Source organism: Stutzerimonas stutzeri KOS6, assembly GCF_000307775.2.
In the GTDB taxonomy this organism is placed as follows: domain Bacteria; phylum Pseudomonadota; class Gammaproteobacteria; order Pseudomonadales; family Pseudomonadaceae; genus Stutzerimonas; species Stutzerimonas stutzeri_B.
In genome coordinates this window covers 201,731-216,328 of the sequence record NZ_KK020678.1, presented here as the reverse complement: position 1 = coordinate 216,328, position 14,598 = coordinate 201,731, and the positions used below count along the sequence as shown (strand labels likewise).

Annotated in this window: 17 protein-coding genes; 6 read left to right on the top strand and 11 right to left on the bottom strand. The window is 61.4% G+C overall.

All coding sequences use genetic code 11. The features are described 5' to 3' along the window. Window positions 1–52 precede the first annotated feature (52 nt). Together B597_RS44930 and B597_RS44925 are read left to right on the top strand one after the other, a co-directional pair. Window positions 53–751: a YebC/PmpR family DNA-binding transcriptional regulator gene (locus tag B597_RS44930; RefSeq protein WP_003292225.1), complete on the top strand. Its 699-nt coding sequence runs from the start codon at window positions 53–55 to the stop codon at window positions 749–751. Window positions 752–797: 46 nt separating this feature from the next. Continuing rightward, window positions 798–1,142 (top strand): YajD family HNH nuclease, encoded by a 345-nt coding sequence (locus B597_RS44925; RefSeq protein ID WP_003292226.1) that lies wholly within the window; start codon window positions 798–800, stop codon window positions 1,140–1,142. An 18-nt stretch (window positions 1,143–1,160) separates the two neighbouring features. Here B597_RS44925 and B597_RS44920 read toward each other — a convergent pair whose 3' ends face one another. After that, window positions 1,161–1,592, bottom strand: a complete 432-nt coding sequence (locus B597_RS44920) for a universal stress protein (protein WP_003292227.1) — start codon at window positions 1,590–1,592, stop codon at window positions 1,161–1,163. A gap of 136 nt (window positions 1,593–1,728) precedes the next feature. On the opposite strand from B597_RS44920, the gene B597_RS44915 reads away from it, so the two are divergent. After that, entirely contained in the window at window positions 1,729–2,169 is a 441-nt protein-coding gene (locus B597_RS44915; RefSeq protein WP_003292228.1) for a group II truncated hemoglobin, read from the top strand. A 370-nt stretch (window positions 2,170–2,539) separates the two neighbouring features. Here B597_RS44915 and B597_RS44910 read toward each other — a convergent pair whose 3' ends face one another. After that, window positions 2,540–3,055, bottom strand: coding sequence for a hypothetical protein (locus B597_RS44910; RefSeq protein WP_031323816.1), 516 nt, complete (start codon window positions 3,053–3,055; stop codon window positions 2,540–2,542). 260 nt (window positions 3,056–3,315) lie between these two features. Continuing rightward, window positions 3,316–5,253 (bottom strand): sodium:solute symporter family protein, encoded by a 1,938-nt coding sequence (locus B597_RS44905; RefSeq protein WP_003292230.1) that lies wholly within the window; start codon window positions 5,251–5,253, stop codon window positions 3,316–3,318. 155 nt (window positions 5,254–5,408) lie between these two features. Between B597_RS44905 and B597_RS44900 the strand changes: the two genes are divergently transcribed. Next, window positions 5,409–6,245, top strand: coding sequence for a GNAT family N-acetyltransferase (locus B597_RS44900; protein ID WP_003292231.1), 837 nt, complete (start codon window positions 5,409–5,411; stop codon window positions 6,243–6,245). An 18-nt stretch (window positions 6,246–6,263) separates the two neighbouring features. Here B597_RS44900 and B597_RS47460 read toward each other — a convergent pair whose 3' ends face one another. The 8 genes from B597_RS47460 to ispF all read right to left on the bottom strand — a co-directional run bounded on the left by B597_RS47460 (window position 6,264) and on the right by ispF (window position 12,814). Then, complete coding sequence (locus B597_RS47460) at window positions 6,264–6,401, bottom strand: hypothetical protein (RefSeq protein WP_024162535.1); 138 nt, start codon at window positions 6,399–6,401, stop codon at window positions 6,264–6,266. Between the two features lie 550 nt (window positions 6,402–6,951). Beyond that, window positions 6,952–7,947: an RNA polymerase sigma factor RpoS gene (gene rpoS / locus B597_RS44895; protein ID WP_003292232.1), complete on the bottom strand. Its 996-nt coding sequence runs from the start codon at window positions 7,945–7,947 to the stop codon at window positions 6,952–6,954. A gap of 98 nt (window positions 7,948–8,045) precedes the next feature. Continuing rightward, window positions 8,046–8,858, bottom strand: a complete 813-nt coding sequence (locus B597_RS44890; RefSeq protein ID WP_024162534.1) for a peptidoglycan DD-metalloendopeptidase family protein — start codon at window positions 8,856–8,858, stop codon at window positions 8,046–8,048. 67 nt (window positions 8,859–8,925) lie between these two features. Further along, on the bottom strand, window positions 8,926–9,861 hold the full coding sequence (locus tag B597_RS44885) for a polyprenyl-phosphate transporter (RefSeq protein WP_003295048.1): 936 nt from the start codon (window positions 9,859–9,861) through the stop codon (window positions 8,926–8,928). Between the two features lie 19 nt (window positions 9,862–9,880). Next, window positions 9,881–10,516 carry a protein-L-isoaspartate(D-aspartate) O-methyltransferase gene (locus tag B597_RS44880; RefSeq protein ID WP_024162532.1) on the bottom strand — a complete coding sequence of 212 codons (636 nt, stop codon included), beginning with the start codon at window positions 10,514–10,516 and terminating at the stop codon, window positions 9,881–9,883. Between the two features lie 38 nt (window positions 10,517–10,554). Continuing rightward, the gene (gene surE / locus B597_RS44875) at window positions 10,555–11,304 is read right to left on the bottom strand and encodes a 5'/3'-nucleotidase SurE (RefSeq protein WP_003295046.1); all 750 of its coding nucleotides are present in this window, start codon (window positions 11,302–11,304) and stop codon (window positions 10,555–10,557) included. Then, a complete protein-coding gene (gene truD / locus B597_RS44870) occupies window positions 11,304–12,344 on the bottom strand; it encodes a tRNA pseudouridine(13) synthase TruD (protein ID WP_003295045.1) in 1,041 nt (346 codons plus the stop codon). Before truD ends, surE begins: the two co-directional genes overlap by 1 nt. Next, window positions 12,341–12,814, bottom strand: coding sequence for a 2-C-methyl-D-erythritol 2,4-cyclodiphosphate synthase (gene ispF / locus B597_RS44865; protein WP_003295043.1), 474 nt, complete (start codon window positions 12,812–12,814; stop codon window positions 12,341–12,343). The genes truD and ispF overlap by 4 nt, the downstream gene beginning before the upstream one ends. 185 nt (window positions 12,815–12,999) lie before the next feature. Between ispF and B597_RS44860 the strand changes: the two genes are divergently transcribed. Both B597_RS44860 and B597_RS44855 read left to right on the top strand, forming a co-directional pair. Continuing rightward, window positions 13,000–13,302, top strand: coding sequence for an ArsR/SmtB family transcription factor (locus B597_RS44860; RefSeq protein ID WP_003295042.1), 303 nt, complete (start codon window positions 13,000–13,002; stop codon window positions 13,300–13,302). 37 nt (window positions 13,303–13,339) lie between these two features. Beyond that, the gene (locus B597_RS44855; protein ID WP_003295040.1) at window positions 13,340–14,389 is read left to right on the top strand and encodes an alkene reductase; all 1,050 of its coding nucleotides are present in this window, start codon (window positions 13,340–13,342) and stop codon (window positions 14,387–14,389) included. Window positions 14,390–14,598 lie beyond the last annotated feature (209 nt).

Genomic DNA, 14,598 nt, shown 5'->3' with positions numbered 1-14,598 from the left:
CTCGACGCTATAGAATCCGCGCCTGGTTCCCTTACATCAGACGAGAACGACCATGGGCGCACAGTGGAAAGCGAAACATAAGGAAGCGGCGGCAAACGCCAAGGGCAGGGTCTTCGGCAAGCTGTCGAAGGAAATCATGATCGCCGCCCGCAGCGGTGCCGACCCTGACATGAATCCGCGCCTGCGCCTGGTCGTCGAACAGGCCAAGAAGGCCTCGATGCCCAAGGAGACCCTGGAGCGAGCCATCAAGAAAGGCGCCGGCCTGAGCGGCGAGGTGGTTCATTACGAACGCACCCTCTATGAAGGCTTCGCCCCGCATCAGGTGCCGCTGATCGTAGAGTGCCTGACCGACAACGTGAACCGCACCGTGGCCGAGATTCGCGTACTGTTCCGCAAGGGTCAGCTGGGCTCTTCCGGGTCGGTGAGTTGGGACTTCGACCACGTCGGCATGATCGAGGCGGCACCCGAGGGTGACGCCGACGCCGAGATGGCTGCGATCGAAGCCGGCGCCCAGGATTTCGAAGCGGCCGAGGAAGGCGCCACGCTGTTCATCACCGAGCCGACCGATCTGGACGCGGTGTGCAAGGCGCTGCCGGAATACGGCTTCACGGTGCAGTCGGCACAACTGGGCTATCGTCCGAAGAACCCGGTCAGCCTGTCCGCCTCGGAACTCGAAGAGGTCGAGGCCTTCCTCGAGGCCATCGACGCACACGATGACGTGCAGAACGTCTATGTCGGTCTGGCCGGTTGATAGGCCGGCCTGACCCAAGCGCAATGTTATCCGACGGACATCCAACATGAGCACGAGCAAACCCGCCACACCCTACAGCCAGCGCGAACAAGGCTATCGGGAAAAGGCGCTGAAGATGTATCCCTGGGTCTGCGGGCGATGCGCGCGGGAGTTTTCCGGCAAGCGCCTGAGTGAGCTGACGGTCCACCACAAGGACCACAATCACGACAACAACCCCGAAGATGGCTCGAACTGGGAGTTGCTTTGCCTGTACTGCCACGACAACGAGCATTCGCGCTATACGGACAACCAGTACCAGGCCGAAGCCCGGCCTGGCAGCGATCTGGGCCCGAAGGAAACCTTCAAGGCCTTCGCTAATCTGGGCGACCTGCTCAAGGGCAAGCAGAGCTGAGCGGACAATCAGCCGCACTCATTTGACCAGTAGAACCGGGACCGATACCTCGTGGATCACCCGGTTCGCCACCGACCCCAGCACCAGCCCGGTGAAACTGCCCAGACCGCGCGTCCCCATGACCACCGTGTCGCAGCCCAGCCGCTTGACCGCATCGCTCACCTGCTCGGCGACGTTGCCCTGCAGTGCATGGGTCTCGCAACTCAGCCCTCCAGCCTGCAACACAGCCACCGCCTCGTCGAGAACAGAGCGCGCCTGACTCATCAGCCCGCTGTTGAGCTCGTCTATCATCGCTGCGGTCACATATTCGCCGTAGATGATCGGCTCTTGCTGGACGTTGACCACATGGATCTGCGGAGTCATGCCGGTATCCCGTGCAAGATCGATGACGTATTGCAGGGCCCGTTTGGAATTGTCCGAACCGTCATATGCAATCAGAAGCTTGCGCATGTCCTTTCTCCGCCGATGTGTGGATTTTCAGCGTAGACCAGGCTCGCCGGCGCTGCAGCTACGGCATGCACTTGTATTGATCTGGCACAAGCGCGCATCATCCGGCGCCCATTCGAAAGCCAGAAAGGCGAGCCAGATGCATGTCGATCAATCTCCTGCCTTCGGCGTCGGCGACGCCTCGTTCCAAGCCGCTGGCGGCGAACAGGGCTTGCAACGGCTGGTAGCGGACTTCTACCAGATCATGAACGAAGCACCGCAGGCTGCTGCGGTACGCGCCATGTACCCCCAGGAACTGGACGCGGCCTGCGACAGGCTCTCCAGCTTTCTGAGCGGCTGGCTGGGCGGCCCCAGACGTTACGCCGAGAAATACGGCAGCATCAGCATTCCGCACTTTCATACACGCTGGTCGATTGGCGAAGCCGAGCGCGAGGCCTGGCTCTACTGCATGGAGCAAGCCATCGGCCGGCAAGCCTATTTCCCGCAATTCGCCGAATACCTGCTGCAGCAATTGCGCGTTCCTGCCGAACGCATCCGCCAGGTGCAAGCACATTGTCCGGCACACGGCAGGCCGATCTGAACGGCCGATCACGGCGATCTGCCCACCGTGGTCGGCGTGATAGACAGCCGGCGGGCAATCGTCCGGCTTCTGATGTGTCGATGATGACGCCGCGAATGCGCCAACTCAAAAACGCTGCAAGCAAGTTCACGCGCCGGTGTTGACCAGCACATTGCAATACACGCTTTTAATTGGCCAGCATCTGTGGAACAACCCAGATCGACGGAAGTTCGGAAGATCATGCGAAGACAGCGGCTCCGACGCTGCACTAAATGCCACGGCAAACACGCCCGGCATCGACCGGAAATAACGCTTCAGCACAACAAGCGAAACGATAACAAACGAAACGACAAAACAAGCGCGATGCCATCCAGGCATCGCGCCGCCTCGATCAATAATTGAAACCGATACCGATGCTATAAAGGAATACGCCGTCATCATAACGGTCCTGCGCGTCGCTCCCGCTCTTGAACAGGAACTGATATTCCGCCATTGCGGTGATGAAGGTCTTGTCCTGAATCCAGTATTTGAAACCGACCTCAGGCCCTGCCATGAAGGTCTCGTCCACCTGGTCGCCGTACACCCCGCCGATGCTGGCGCCTATGAAGGGGCGCGCCTTGCCCGTGCCGAAGTGGTAGTCATAGAACATGCGTGTCGAGCCATCGAACTTGACGCTTTCGCCTTCGGAGTCGCGCGCATTGACCGTTTGTCTAACACCCCACAGCGAAGACTCGCTGAGGTACTGGCCCCAACTACCCTGAACCGAGAACACGGTATCGTCGAAGTCCTTGTCACTGCTTCCCGCGCCACCCAGGGTAATCTCCCGATCACCAGTCATTGGCGCCGCACCGGCAATAGCTGGAAGCATTGCGACAACCATAAGGGAAGTTTTAAAAAGTCGATTCATGACGGCACCTCTTGATCATGCTTGTTTAAATTACGCAAACACCGATTAGCAATGCGTAACACTGAGACAAGCATGCAAACGCGACACTCGCCCAGACAAAACGACGAATGACCGTTATTACATGAAAAACCTCAGGAAAGCGCCTCAATAAGATGATTCATATGAGGTTATGCCATTGCCCGATATTAACTAGCCATTAGCGGCAATCGTCGAAGCCATGATGTGATGGCGGTTTTCTGTAGCACAGCTATTAGCCCCGCTCAGTTGGCGGGATCGATTCGATCCACAGATAGCGCCAGCTCATGTTCGTCATGTTGGTCATCGAAACAACGACTGAATGCCAGGTAAATCCACACCGGCATCAGCGCGAGGCCGATTACGATGCAAGCCCATGCAAGTACGGAACTGCCCTGTGGCCCTGGAAACAGTAGCCGTCCCACCCCGATCAATAGCGTGTACAAAGACAACGCCGTGACCGCTACGGCGAACAACCTGGTACCTAGCGCTCTGAGTGGCTCTCGTCGGCTTACCCCACAGCGAAGGGCGGTTTTTCCCCAGAAGCCGAACGGTCGTACGCGACGATAGAAGCGGTCGAGTGTCTGCTCGTCCGTAGCCGGAGTTACGTAGCTGATCAGGATCGCAGCACTGCTGGTGACGAGCGACATGATGCCCAGACGAATCCACTCACGTTCCGGGTCGGTACCAAGACAATAGAGCAACAGCGGTGCAGTGATCAGTGAAACCACCATTGCCGCCAGTTCCGAATAGAGGTTGATACGCTCCCACAACCAGCGCAGAACCAGCACAAAGCCCATTCCCGCACCGAACAGCAGCGATATGAACCATGCCTTCTGAATCGAACCCAGATTGGCCATGATGCTCATCGCGAGCAGCAGTATCAGGACGCTGGACAGCCGCGCCACCAGTACGAGTTCCTTGTCCCTGGGTTTTCGCTTGAGCAGCTTCGGCGCCACGACGCTTGCGTAGATATCGTTGCTCCAGTACGACGCGCCCCAGTTCAGATGCGTGTCGACGGTAGAGGTCAGCGCCGCCAGCAGTCCCACCAGCATCAAGCCACGGAACCCCGGCGGCAGCAGTTCGTCGATCCCACTGACGAACAAGGCCTCGCGTGCGGCGGTAAATCCGCCACTGCCCATCTCCTCCGGGCCGAACGGGTAGAGCACCAGCAACCCGATGGCGATCACCAGCCAGAACAGGCTACGCAGGAATATCTGCAGCCAGGTGAACAGCAGCCCCGCGATGCGAGCCTCCCGATCGGTCGGACAGGCCATGCTGCGCTGGGCCAGGTAGCCGGTTCCGTCGGAGTTCATCTGGAACAGCCACTGCAAGCCGATGACCATCAGCAATGGCAACAATGCCTCACCCGCACTGTCGGGCGGCGCGAAGGAAAGTAGCCTGGCGGCCTGCTCGCTGCCGTACAGTTCAACGACACGGTCTGCCAGGCCGCCCAGCCCACCCGCGGCATCGACCACGAACCAGGCGTAGGCCAATGTTCCCAGCATGGCCACACTGAACTGCATCACGTCGGTCTGCACCACCGCCCGCAAACCGCCGGTGATCGAGTACATCGCGGTGAACAGCAGAATCAGCAGGATCGAGATGAGGTTGTTGGCACTGGCCGTCAGCGGATCCAGCCCACTCATGCTCTCGCCCAGCCGTATGCCTGCAGCCTCGACGACAGCCCGGATCAGCCCATGGACACCGCCCGGCAGCCAGTCATGCCAGGGCAGGAAGACCTCGGCGATGCGAATGGCGGCGACCAGCACCATGGCCAAGACCACACAGTTGATCACCGTGCCGTAGTAGATCGCCTTGAACAGCCGCAGCGGTACGACGGCAGGCCCGCTGTAGCGCACGCGCGTCAGCTCGGCATCGGTAAGCACGCCGGCACGGCGCCAGCCGGATGCAAACACCCAGGCCAGCAGCAGGAACGCCAGACCGTATATCCACAGGCGCCAGAGCGCGAACACCCCGGCAGTGGCGACGAGGCCGCTGACCAGCAGCGGCGTATCGGCCGCGAACTGGGTGGCTGCCATCGAAACGCCAGCGCGCCAGCCCTTGATAGTCCGGCCGGCGAGAAAGTATTCATGCAGGCTCAGTGACGCCCTGGCGCGGGCACGCATCCCCGCCGCAAGGCCATAGAAGACGAACGCGAGCACGATCAGTAAGTCCAGCATGTCGTCATTCGCCGTCGTTGGGGCATTAAGGGTGAGATACCCAACTGTGGTGGAAAGATGCAGCACACGGATGAACGGCCCCAGTTGCCGGGTCGGACTTTGGCGAGGGCGCGCCACGCGCTAGACTGGCGACCTCGACAACGCCCCGGACGGCCATGCCCGCACTTGAGTACCTGCAGCTCCCCCTGCCCCTGAAGCCCCTGCTGGTGAGGTTCTATCGAACCCACAACAACCGCAACCGCATCCGCCCCGAGGCCAGATGCTGGATTGCCAGACGCGGCGATATCGTTGCCGGCCTGTGCCTGACGCCTGTCGCGCATGGCCACTTCCTGACAGGGCTACTGGTAAGTCCATCGGAACGAGGAAAGGGGATTGGCCAGCAGCTGATACGCCGGGCGCTGAGCTGTGCGCAGGGTCCGGTCTGGCTATTCTGCAAGCCAGACCTGCTGAACTTCTACAACCGCCTTGGCTTTACCGGGGCTGAAAAGCTGCCGGATACGCTGGCTGACCGCCTGGCGCGCTATAAACGAAGCAAAACACTGATCGCCCTGGTTCACGGACCACAGGATGAAGCCATGCCCCAAAAAACCCTGACCATCGCTATCGCCTGCCTGTTCGACGAGCTCGGGCGCATTCTGGTGGTACGCAAGCGCGCGACGCGCTTCTTCATGCTCCCCGGCGGCAAAGCGGAGCCTGGCGAAATGCCCCTGCAGACGCTCAGGCGGGAACTGGAGGAAGAGCTGCATCTGTTTCTGGAAGACCGCGACTTCGAAGCGCTGGGGCAGTTTCAGGCGCTGGCGGCCAACGAGCCTGACCACTTGGTGAAGGCCGACGTGTTCATCGGACGCCTACCGCATGCAGTCAGCGTCCAGGCAGAGATCGAAGAGATGGGCTGGCTGGCTATGGCTCCCTGCCAGCGTGACGACATCGCGCCGCTGCTACGTGCGCATGTGCTGCCCGCATTGCTGAAGCGTGCGGCAGAGCGCGCGTAGTCGGCGTCGGTAGCTGTTTCAGGGGGAAATAGGATCGCTGGCGGGGAAGGTTTCCTCGATCGCCTCGTCAAGCTGGTCCTCGTCCGCTTCTTCCGGGCGGCGGGCTACGTCGTCCCGTTCCTCAGGCGACTGGTCTTGCTGCTGCTCACCGTTCATATGGTGCCTCCGCTTATGGACTGTTCAGCCTTAGGCCGCGCGCGGGCAACTCGGTTCAGCGCTCTTTTTCACAGGCAAAAAAAGGGGCGGGATTCGATCCCGCCCGCCTCCTTCCCTGTTCCCTGTATCCGTTCTCATCGTCCTGATGACATCGCTTCCAGCGACGATCCCTAACCTTCATCCTGAAGGCTGTGCTAATCCTTGAGCACGGGGGCGATATTAATGATCGCCAGCCAGGTAACAACTGCGGCAGGACGCCACGCGAGCCGCCGGACAATATCAGCGAGAAAATAAAAGCTATTTAAAATCAACGAGTTAGAAATAAAACAAGGGATAGATAGCGGGTGATCACTGTTGTCACCTGAGTTTTGCTTACAGAACTTGTAAGCAAAAGCCTACAAGCGACTGAGCAGAATGGGAAATTCAGCTCGGCCGACTTAAGCCAATGGAGCCAGACAACTGGCCGGCGCATTGTCGAAGTCGCGAAAGCCTGGGAAGCATCAAGGGAAGAACTGCGCCGGACTGGTATCCACTCCGACGCAGCTTTCGATCACTGGAACAACGCGTCGCTAGACAGTCCGTTACGCTCGAGTATCTCGCGAAGACGACGCAGCGCCTCGACCTGAATCTGTCGAACCCGTTCCCGGGTCAGACCGATCTCCTGCCCTACTTCCTCCAGCGTGGATGCTTCATGCCCGCGCAGGCCAAAGCGGCGAATGACGACTTCACGCTGTTTTTCGGAAAGGTCGGACAACCATTGGTCGATACTGGCCGACAGATCGTCATCCAGTAGCAATTCGCATGGGTCTGTCGGCCGATCGTCGGTCAGCGTATCGAGAAGTGTCTTGTCCGTATCGGGACCGAGCGAGACGTCCACCGAGGTGACACGCTCATTCAGGCCGAGCATTCGCTTGACCTCGCCAACGGGCTTCTCGAGCAGATTGGCGATCTCCTCGGGGCTGGGCTCGTGATCGAGCTTCTGCGTCAGCTCGCGCGCCGCACGCAGGTAAACATTCAGCTCCTTGACCACGTGAATCGGCAAGCGAATCGTACGGGTCTGGTTCATGATCGCGCGCTCGATGGTCTGCCGAATCCACCAGGTCGCATAAGTGGAAAAACGGAAACCGCGCTCGGGGTCGAATTTCTCCACCGCGCGAATCAACCCCAGGTTGCCCTCCTCGACCAGATCGAGCAGCGACAGACCGCGGTTGACGTATCGCCGCGCGATCTTCACCACCAGCCGAAGGTTGCTTTCGATCATGCGCTTGCGCCCCGCCGGATCGCCTTTCTGCGCAAGGCGGGCGAAATGCACTTCTTCGTCAGGAGTCAGGAGAGGGGAAAAGCCGATTTCGTTGAGGTACAGCTGGGTCGCATCGAGCGCCCGGTTGTAATCGATGAACTTGTGCTGTTTGCTGGATGCGGCCTTGGTTCTGCCTGCACTGGCAGCCTTGGTCACTTTGCCCTTCTGGTCGAAGTGGATCGGCGTTTCCATGAGCAGAACCGCATCGTCGACGTCAAACTCCAGCGCTTGGTCTTTAAGTGCCATTATTCTTGTCCTGTTCCGAGTTCGACAACAGGCCCAAGCGACGCGGGTCCCTGGCTACGCTCAAGCCTAACCTAGTGCTGGAACAGGCAGGCGACAGGTCAACGTCTCGGCAGATATTGCAGCGGATCGATGGGTTTACCCTGGCGACGAATTTCGAAATGCAGCTTCACCCGGTCGGTTCCCGTAGACCCCATCTCGGCAATACCTTGCCCAGCCTTGACTTGTTGGCCCTCCCGCACCAGCAGCCTGCGGTTGTGTCCGTAGGCGCTTACATAGGTATCGCTATGCTTGATGATCACAAGTTCGCCGTAACCCCGTAATCCACTACCGGCGTACACCACAGTCCCATCAGAAGCAGCCAGAACAGGCTGTCCTAATTCCCCAGCGATATCAATTCCTTTATTCAAACTACCGTTTGAGGAAAAACGACCGATGACCGTGCCGTTCGCAGGCCATGCCCAGCCGCTTGCGGAGCGGGTAACGGGCGTCACCGGAGTACGCGCTGGCTGGCTGGTCGGCGGAGCTGGCTGCGCGGTGATCGCAGGCTGACGGGGCACCGGCGTGGCGACTACGACCGGCGTCGATGGCGCCGGTCTGGGTGCGGCCTGCGGCGCCGGACGGGGCGTGGCGGCGGCCACCCGAGTTGCCGCGCCACTGAACCGAATCTTCTGTCCAGGGTAGATGACATGTGGCGGCTGGATACCATTGACGCGTGCCAGCTCGCGCCAATCCCAGCCGAAGCGGAAGGCGATCGACCAGAGCGTGTCGCCGCGGCGAACGACGTACTGGCCGCTGGTGACGCGGTCACGCTGATTGCGATCGACGACCTGCACACTGCCACCAGGAGCCGAGGAGACACAGCCGACCAGCGTACCGGCGATCAGCGCTACGCCGAGCATCGAACGAACCATGGGGTCGCGAATCCACCGCCGTACTGCTGTGAGCCTCAATGCCCGCTCCCTTTCATAGACAACTGCGTCAGACGCTTTCGGTCATGGGCTGACGCCGACCGGCGAACCACTCGAGCGCCAACACCAGCACGATACCGCCGACCGCCAGCAGCACAGCCAAGAGCAGCTGCGGATCCTGGCCGGTGAGATCACCATAGGCTCCCGGAAGCAGGTTCTGCTGCAGTACCGGAACATTCTCGCCGCTGGAACTGGTACGCCAGGTAAGCGTTTCCTTCCAGGGCCAGACCTTGTTCAGCGAGCCGAGCATCAGACCGGTCAGAAACGCCAGGGTCATGTCGCGCCAATGCTTGAGCAGCCAGCTGAGGAACTTGGCGAAGCTCAGCAACCCGACCAGGCATCCGCCAGCGAACGTCATCATCACACCGATATCGAGGCTCTTCACGGCACCCAGCACCACCGGATACAGCCCCAGCAGCACGAGAATGAAGCTGCCGGAAATACCCGGAAGGATCATCGCGCAGATGGCAATCGCCCCCGCAAGAAACAGGCTCAGGCTACCGCTGCCCCATTGCACGGGGGCCGCTACGGTTATCCAGTAGGCGAAGCCGATCCCCAGGCAGAAACTCAGCAGCCGCGAAAGGTTGCGCCGCTGGATTTCCTTGCCCACCAGATGCACCGACACCAGGATAAGACCGAAGAAAAACGACCAGACGGGGATCGGGTACTCCTCCAGCAGAAACGTGATCAACCTGGCCAGGCTGAGAATGCTGGTGAGAACGCCAGCAAAGAGAACCAGCAGGAAACCGGCGTTGGCGGTCTTCCAGGCTTCACCGACGCGCCCTCGCAGCAACGGGCCGACGGCATAGGGCACCGCGCTGATGGAGCGCAGCAACTCGTCGTAGATGCCGGTGATGAACGCTACGGTACCGCCCGAGACACCGGGCACCACATCCGCCGCGCCCATGGCCATGCCTTTGGCGTACAACAATAAAGCGTTTTTCATGCTTTCTTCCGCTGAATGATCAAATCACGGGGCCATTGAGCAGCGGCACGAAACGCACAGTGTCCAGAAGATGACGCGAAAAGCCGTTCTCCTCTCGAATGATCAGCATGAGCTGCTGGACTTCGCCGGCACCTACCGGAATCACCAGACGCCCACCGGGCGCCAGCTGGTCGAGCAGAGCCTGCGGCACATCGGTTGCCGCTGCGGTGACGATGATGCCGTTGTATGGCGCCAGCGCAGGCCAGCCCTCCCAACCATCGCCCCAGCGAAAGACAACATTGCGTAGCTTGAGTTCGACCAGGCGCTCCTTGGCGCGGTCCTGCAAGGCCTGAATGCGCTCGACGGAGAACACTCGTTCGACCAGTTGCGCCAGCACGGCGGTCTGGTAACCGGAGCCGGTACCGATCTCCAGTACCTTGTCCAGAGGGCCATCGGCCAGCAGCAGCTCGCTCATGCGCGCGACCATGAACGGCTGCGAAATGGTCTGGTTATGACCGATGGGAAGCGCCGTGTCTTCGTAGGCGCGGTGCGCCAGGGCCTCGTCGACGAACAGGTGACGCGGGGTACGGCGAATCACCTCCAGCACCTGGGCGTTGGACAGCCCTTCTTCGTAGAGGCGCTGGATCAGCCGATCCCGCGTGCGCTGCGATGTCATTCCCGATCCATGGAGCAGGCTGTCTTGTCCGCGATGAGTCACAGCACTTTCTCCAGCCAGCTCTCGAGGCCGTGAAAGGCCTCATGGAAGGTTCGATCCAGCTGCAGCGGGGTGATGGAAACGTAGCCCTGCATGACGGCATGAAAGTCGGTACCCGGGCCGCCGTCTTCCACGTCGCCGGCGACGGAAATCCAGTAGCCCTCCTTGCCACGCGGGTTGGCCTGCTTGACCGGAGGCTTGGCCCGACTGCGATGTCCCAGGCGAGTAAGCTGGATGCCACGGATATGATCGAGCGGCAGATTGGGCACATTGACGCTGAGTACGGTTCGCGGCGGCAGCTCGAGTTGGTCGTGCTTTTCTACCAGCGAGCGGGCAATGAAAGCGGCTGCCGGCAGGTTGTCCGTCGAGCGTGACACCAGGGAAAAGGCAAATGCCGGTCGCCCGGTGAAGCGTCCTTCGATGGCCGCGGCGACCGTACCCGAATAGAGCACGTCGTCACCCAGGTTGGCGCCGAGATTGATCCCCGAAACCACCATGTCCGGCGTTTGCTCGAGCAACCCGTTGAGCCCCAGGTGCACGCAATCGGTGGGTGAGCCGTTCAAGCCGATGAAGCCATTCGGCATGCTTACAGGATGAAGCGGGCGATCCAGGGTGAGCGCGCTGCTGGCTCCGCTCATGTCCTGGATCGGGGCGACCACCTTGCACTCGGCATAATCGGCCAGCGCGTCATAAAGCGCGGCGAGCCCAGGTGCATACACCCCGTCGTCGTTGGCGATCAGAATACGCATCAGATGTCCGTCTGCCCTGCCAGGTTGACCACCTCGCGCACCATGGCGGTAGCGAAGCATCCGGTCGGCAGGACGAATTCCAGTTGCAGAATGTCAGGTCCGGGATAATGCCACGACAAACCGCCGATGGGGAGGCGAAGAATTCGCCGTTCGTGCTTCATTCCAGCTTGTGCCAACCAATTGGCGATACCGGGCTCAGTTGCAGCGACCGCATCCTCCAGCGCCTGAACGTCGTCATTGGCGGGCGAGCCGCCCGCCCCCCACAGCGGCCCCGACGGATGCAGGTCGAGAATCGCCAGGCGCGGGTCGCTGCATTCCGTTTCACCCGCCAAAAAGAAGCTGCGACTGTCGGTAAAGGCCAGCAGATCGCCCACGCGCGCCCGTTGCCAGCTGCCATCGCCGACCCGCTCGGCCAGCACGCGATTGAACAGGTAGCTGCGCCCGGCAGAGAGCAGGCGTGAGCGCAGGTTGCGCTGCGCCGGCAACTCGCCTTTGGCGGCGAAGTCTCGCGCACCGTGCAGGTTGCCGCCGTCGTAGCCGAAACGCTGCAGCCCGAAGTAGTTCGGTACACCCTGCTCCTTGATCCGCTGCAATCGAGCATCGAGCAGCGCGTGATCGCCGCGCAGCTCGGTCAGGCGCAGCCGGAAGCCGTTGGCCGAGTGCGCCCCGCGCTGCAGCTTGCGCTGGTGGCGGGTACGCTTGAGGATCGCCAGGCTGCCGTCCTCCGCCGCAGCCAGCTCCGGGTCGGCCTTGCCCGGCAGGTGCAGGCTGAACCATTGCCGGGTCAGGGCCTGGCGGTCCTTCAGACCGGCATAGCTGATCATCTTCAAAGGTACGCCGGCGGCACGGGCTATGCGCCGGGCGGCTTCCTCTGTATTCAGGTTGCGTTTTTCCACCCACAGCCACAGGTGCTCGCCTTCGCCCGAGAGCGGAATGTCGAGCACCTCGTCGACCTGGAAATCCTCGGCTACCGCCTTGAGTACCGCGCTGCCGCAAGGATCACCATGGGCACGCGGGCCAAGCAACTGGTCTTCGGTCATGCGCGAACCAGCAAGGCAACGGCGTGCACGGCGATCCCCTCCTCGCGCCCGGTGAAGCCGAGCTTCTCGGTGGTGGTCGCCTTGACGTTGACCTGATCCAGCTGCACCTGCAGGTCCGCAGCGATCAATGCGCGCATGTTGTCGATGTGCGGGGCCATCTTCGGCGCCTGGGCAACGATGGTGGCGTCGACATTGCCGACCTGCCAGCCCTTGGCCTGTACCTGCGCCAGTACATGGCGCAGCAGCACGCGACTGTCGGCGCCCTTGAACTGCGGGTCGGTGTCCGGGAAATGCTTGCCGATATCGCCCAGCGCCGCGGCGCCCAACAGTGCATCGCTCAGGGCATGCAGCAGCACATCACCGTCGGAATGCGCCAGCAGCCCGTATCTGTGTGGAATCCGCACGCCGCCGAGCGTGATGTGATCGCCTTCGCCGAAGCGGTGCACGTCGTAACCGTGGCCGATACGCATAGATGCAAAACCCTGGAAAATCTCGAGGCGACGATTCTACAGGAGCCGACAGCCGCTTGAGCGGATCACCTCGATGCGGCCGATCATCGACACCGACGATAAGCACCATCAGCCGAATCGATCCAATATCGCAAATCCCCGATATATAGTTCGTCGTGTTCCGATATACACACCGGGGACTTTCCATGCCGGACGATTTCGACGACATCATCAAGGCACTCGCCCATCCGCTGCGCCGCGACATCCTGCGCTGGCTCAGGGAACCGCAGCGCCACTTCGCCGAGCAGCACCACTCGCTGGAAACCGGTGTCTGTGCCGGGCAGATCGACCAGCGCGCCGGCCTGTCGCAATCGACCGTATCGGCCCATCTGGCGACGCTGCAGAAGGCCGAACTGGTAACCAGCCAGAAAGTCGGCCAGTGGCACTTCTTCAAGCGCAACGACGAAGTCATCCAGACCTTCATCGAGCGGCTCGGCCAAGACCTCTGAATATTTCCCGAACCACCTGCACAGGAGCGGTATCGCTATGCCCACACTCTTCGACCCGATCAAGATCGGCGACCTGGAACTGACAAACCGCATCATCATGGCGCCGCTGACCCGCTGCCGCGCCGAGCCCGGCCGTGTGCCCGGCGACCTGATCGCCGAATACTACGCCCAGCGTGCCGATGCCGGCCTGATCATCAGCGAAGCCACCTCGGTGACCCCGATGGGCGTCGGCTACCCGGACACTCCCGGCATCTGGTCCGCCGAGCAGGTTCAGGGCTGGAAGAAGGTCACCGACGCGGTGCATGCCAAGGGCGGCAAGATCGTCCTGCAACTCTGGCACGTCGGCCGCATCTCCGACCCGATCTATCTGGACGGCCAGCTGCCGGTCGCCCCGAGCGCCATCAAGCCGGCCGGACATGTCAGCCTGGTCCGTCCGATGAAGGACTACGAGACCCCTCGCGCGCTGGAGACCGATGAGCTTCCCGGCATCATCGAGGCCTACCGCAAGGGTGCCGAGAATGCCAAGGAAGCCGGCTTCGACGGCGTGGAGATCCACGGTGCCAACGGCTACCTGCTCGACCAGTTTCTGCAGGACAGCACCAACACACGCACCGATGCCTACGGCGGCTCGCTGGAAAACCGTGCACGACTGCTGCTGGAAGTGACCGATGCAGCCATCTCGGTATGGGGCGCCGGCCGCGTCGGCGTACACCTGGCGCCGCGCGCCGATTCCCATGACATGGGCGACTCAAACCGCGCCGAAACCTTCGGCCATGTGGCCCGCGAGCTCGGCAAGCGCGGCGTCGCCTTCATCTGCACCCGCGAGAAAGCCGGCGAGGACAGCCTCGGCCCGCAGTTGAAGCAGATCTTCGGTGGCGTCTACATCGCCAACGAGCGCTTCACCAAGCAGCAGGCCAACGCCTGGCTGGCCGAAGGCAAGGCCGATGCGGTCGCATTCGGCATCCCCTACATCGCCAATCCGGACCTGGTCACGCGCCTGCGCCAGGACGCCCCCCTGAACGAGCCCAAGCCCGAACTGTTCTATGCCCAGGGCCCGGCTGGCTTTACCGATTATCCATCGCTCTAGCTCCTGGCGATGGAAAGGCCCGACCGGGAAATCCGGTCGGGCCTTTTTTGTTTGGCCATGCACCGTTACGTCGGGTGGAAAACCGCGAAGCGTTTTCCACGCGACCCGGCGCGTCATGCAAACGCCCCGGCGGCAACGTCGCCGACCGGAGCAAACGCGTGGATGAGGCTTCGCCGTCATCCACCCTACGCCTTCAGCGCCTCGGCATG

Excerpts from the sequence above, each read along its gene's own strand:
- B597_RS44910 (WP_031323816.1), bottom strand. The coding sequence starts at position 3,055 with ATGAATCGACTTTTTAAAACTTCCCTTATGGTTGTCGCAATGCTTCCA.
- B597_RS44855 (WP_003295040.1), top strand. The coding sequence starts at position 13,340 with ATGCCCACACTCTTCGACCCGATCAAGATCGGCGACCTGGAACTGACA.
- surE (WP_003295046.1), bottom strand. The coding sequence starts at position 11,304 with ATGCGTATTCTGATCGCCAACGACGACGGGGTGTATGCACCTGGGCTC.
- B597_RS44920 (WP_003292227.1), bottom strand. The coding sequence starts at position 1,592 with ATGCGCAAGCTTCTGATTGCATATGACGGTTCGGACAATTCCAAACGG.
- B597_RS47460 (WP_024162535.1), bottom strand. The coding sequence starts at position 6,401 with ATGAACGGTGAGCAGCAGCAAGACCAGTCGCCTGAGGAACGGGACGAC.
- rpoS (WP_003292232.1), bottom strand. The coding sequence starts at position 7,947 with ATGGCACTTAAAGACCAAGCGCTGGAGTTTGACGTCGACGATGCGGTT.
- B597_RS44925 (WP_003292226.1), top strand. The coding sequence starts at position 798 with ATGAGCACGAGCAAACCCGCCACACCCTACAGCCAGCGCGAACAAGGC.
- B597_RS44860 (WP_003295042.1), top strand. The coding sequence starts at position 13,000 with ATGCCGGACGATTTCGACGACATCATCAAGGCACTCGCCCATCCGCTG.
- B597_RS44905 (WP_003292230.1), bottom strand. The coding sequence starts at position 5,253 with ATGCTGGACTTACTGATCGTGCTCGCGTTCGTCTTCTATGGCCTTGCG.
- B597_RS44890 (WP_024162534.1), bottom strand. The coding sequence starts at position 8,858 with ATGGTTCGTTCGATGCTCGGCGTAGCGCTGATCGCCGGTACGCTGGTC.
- B597_RS44885 (WP_003295048.1), bottom strand. The coding sequence starts at position 9,861 with ATGAAAAACGCTTTATTGTTGTACGCCAAAGGCATGGCCATGGGCGCG.
- B597_RS44915 (WP_003292228.1), top strand. The coding sequence starts at position 1,729 with ATGCATGTCGATCAATCTCCTGCCTTCGGCGTCGGCGACGCCTCGTTC.
- truD (WP_003295045.1), bottom strand. The coding sequence starts at position 12,344 with ATGACCGAAGACCAGTTGCTTGGCCCGCGTGCCCATGGTGATCCTTGC.
- B597_RS44880 (WP_024162532.1), bottom strand. The coding sequence starts at position 10,516 with ATGACATCGCAGCGCACGCGGGATCGGCTGATCCAGCGCCTCTACGAA.
- ispF (WP_003295043.1), bottom strand. The coding sequence starts at position 12,814 with ATGCGTATCGGCCACGGTTACGACGTGCACCGCTTCGGCGAAGGCGAT.
- B597_RS44900 (WP_003292231.1), top strand. The coding sequence starts at position 5,409 with ATGCCCGCACTTGAGTACCTGCAGCTCCCCCTGCCCCTGAAGCCCCTG.
- B597_RS44930 (WP_003292225.1), top strand. The coding sequence starts at position 53 with ATGGGCGCACAGTGGAAAGCGAAACATAAGGAAGCGGCGGCAAACGCC.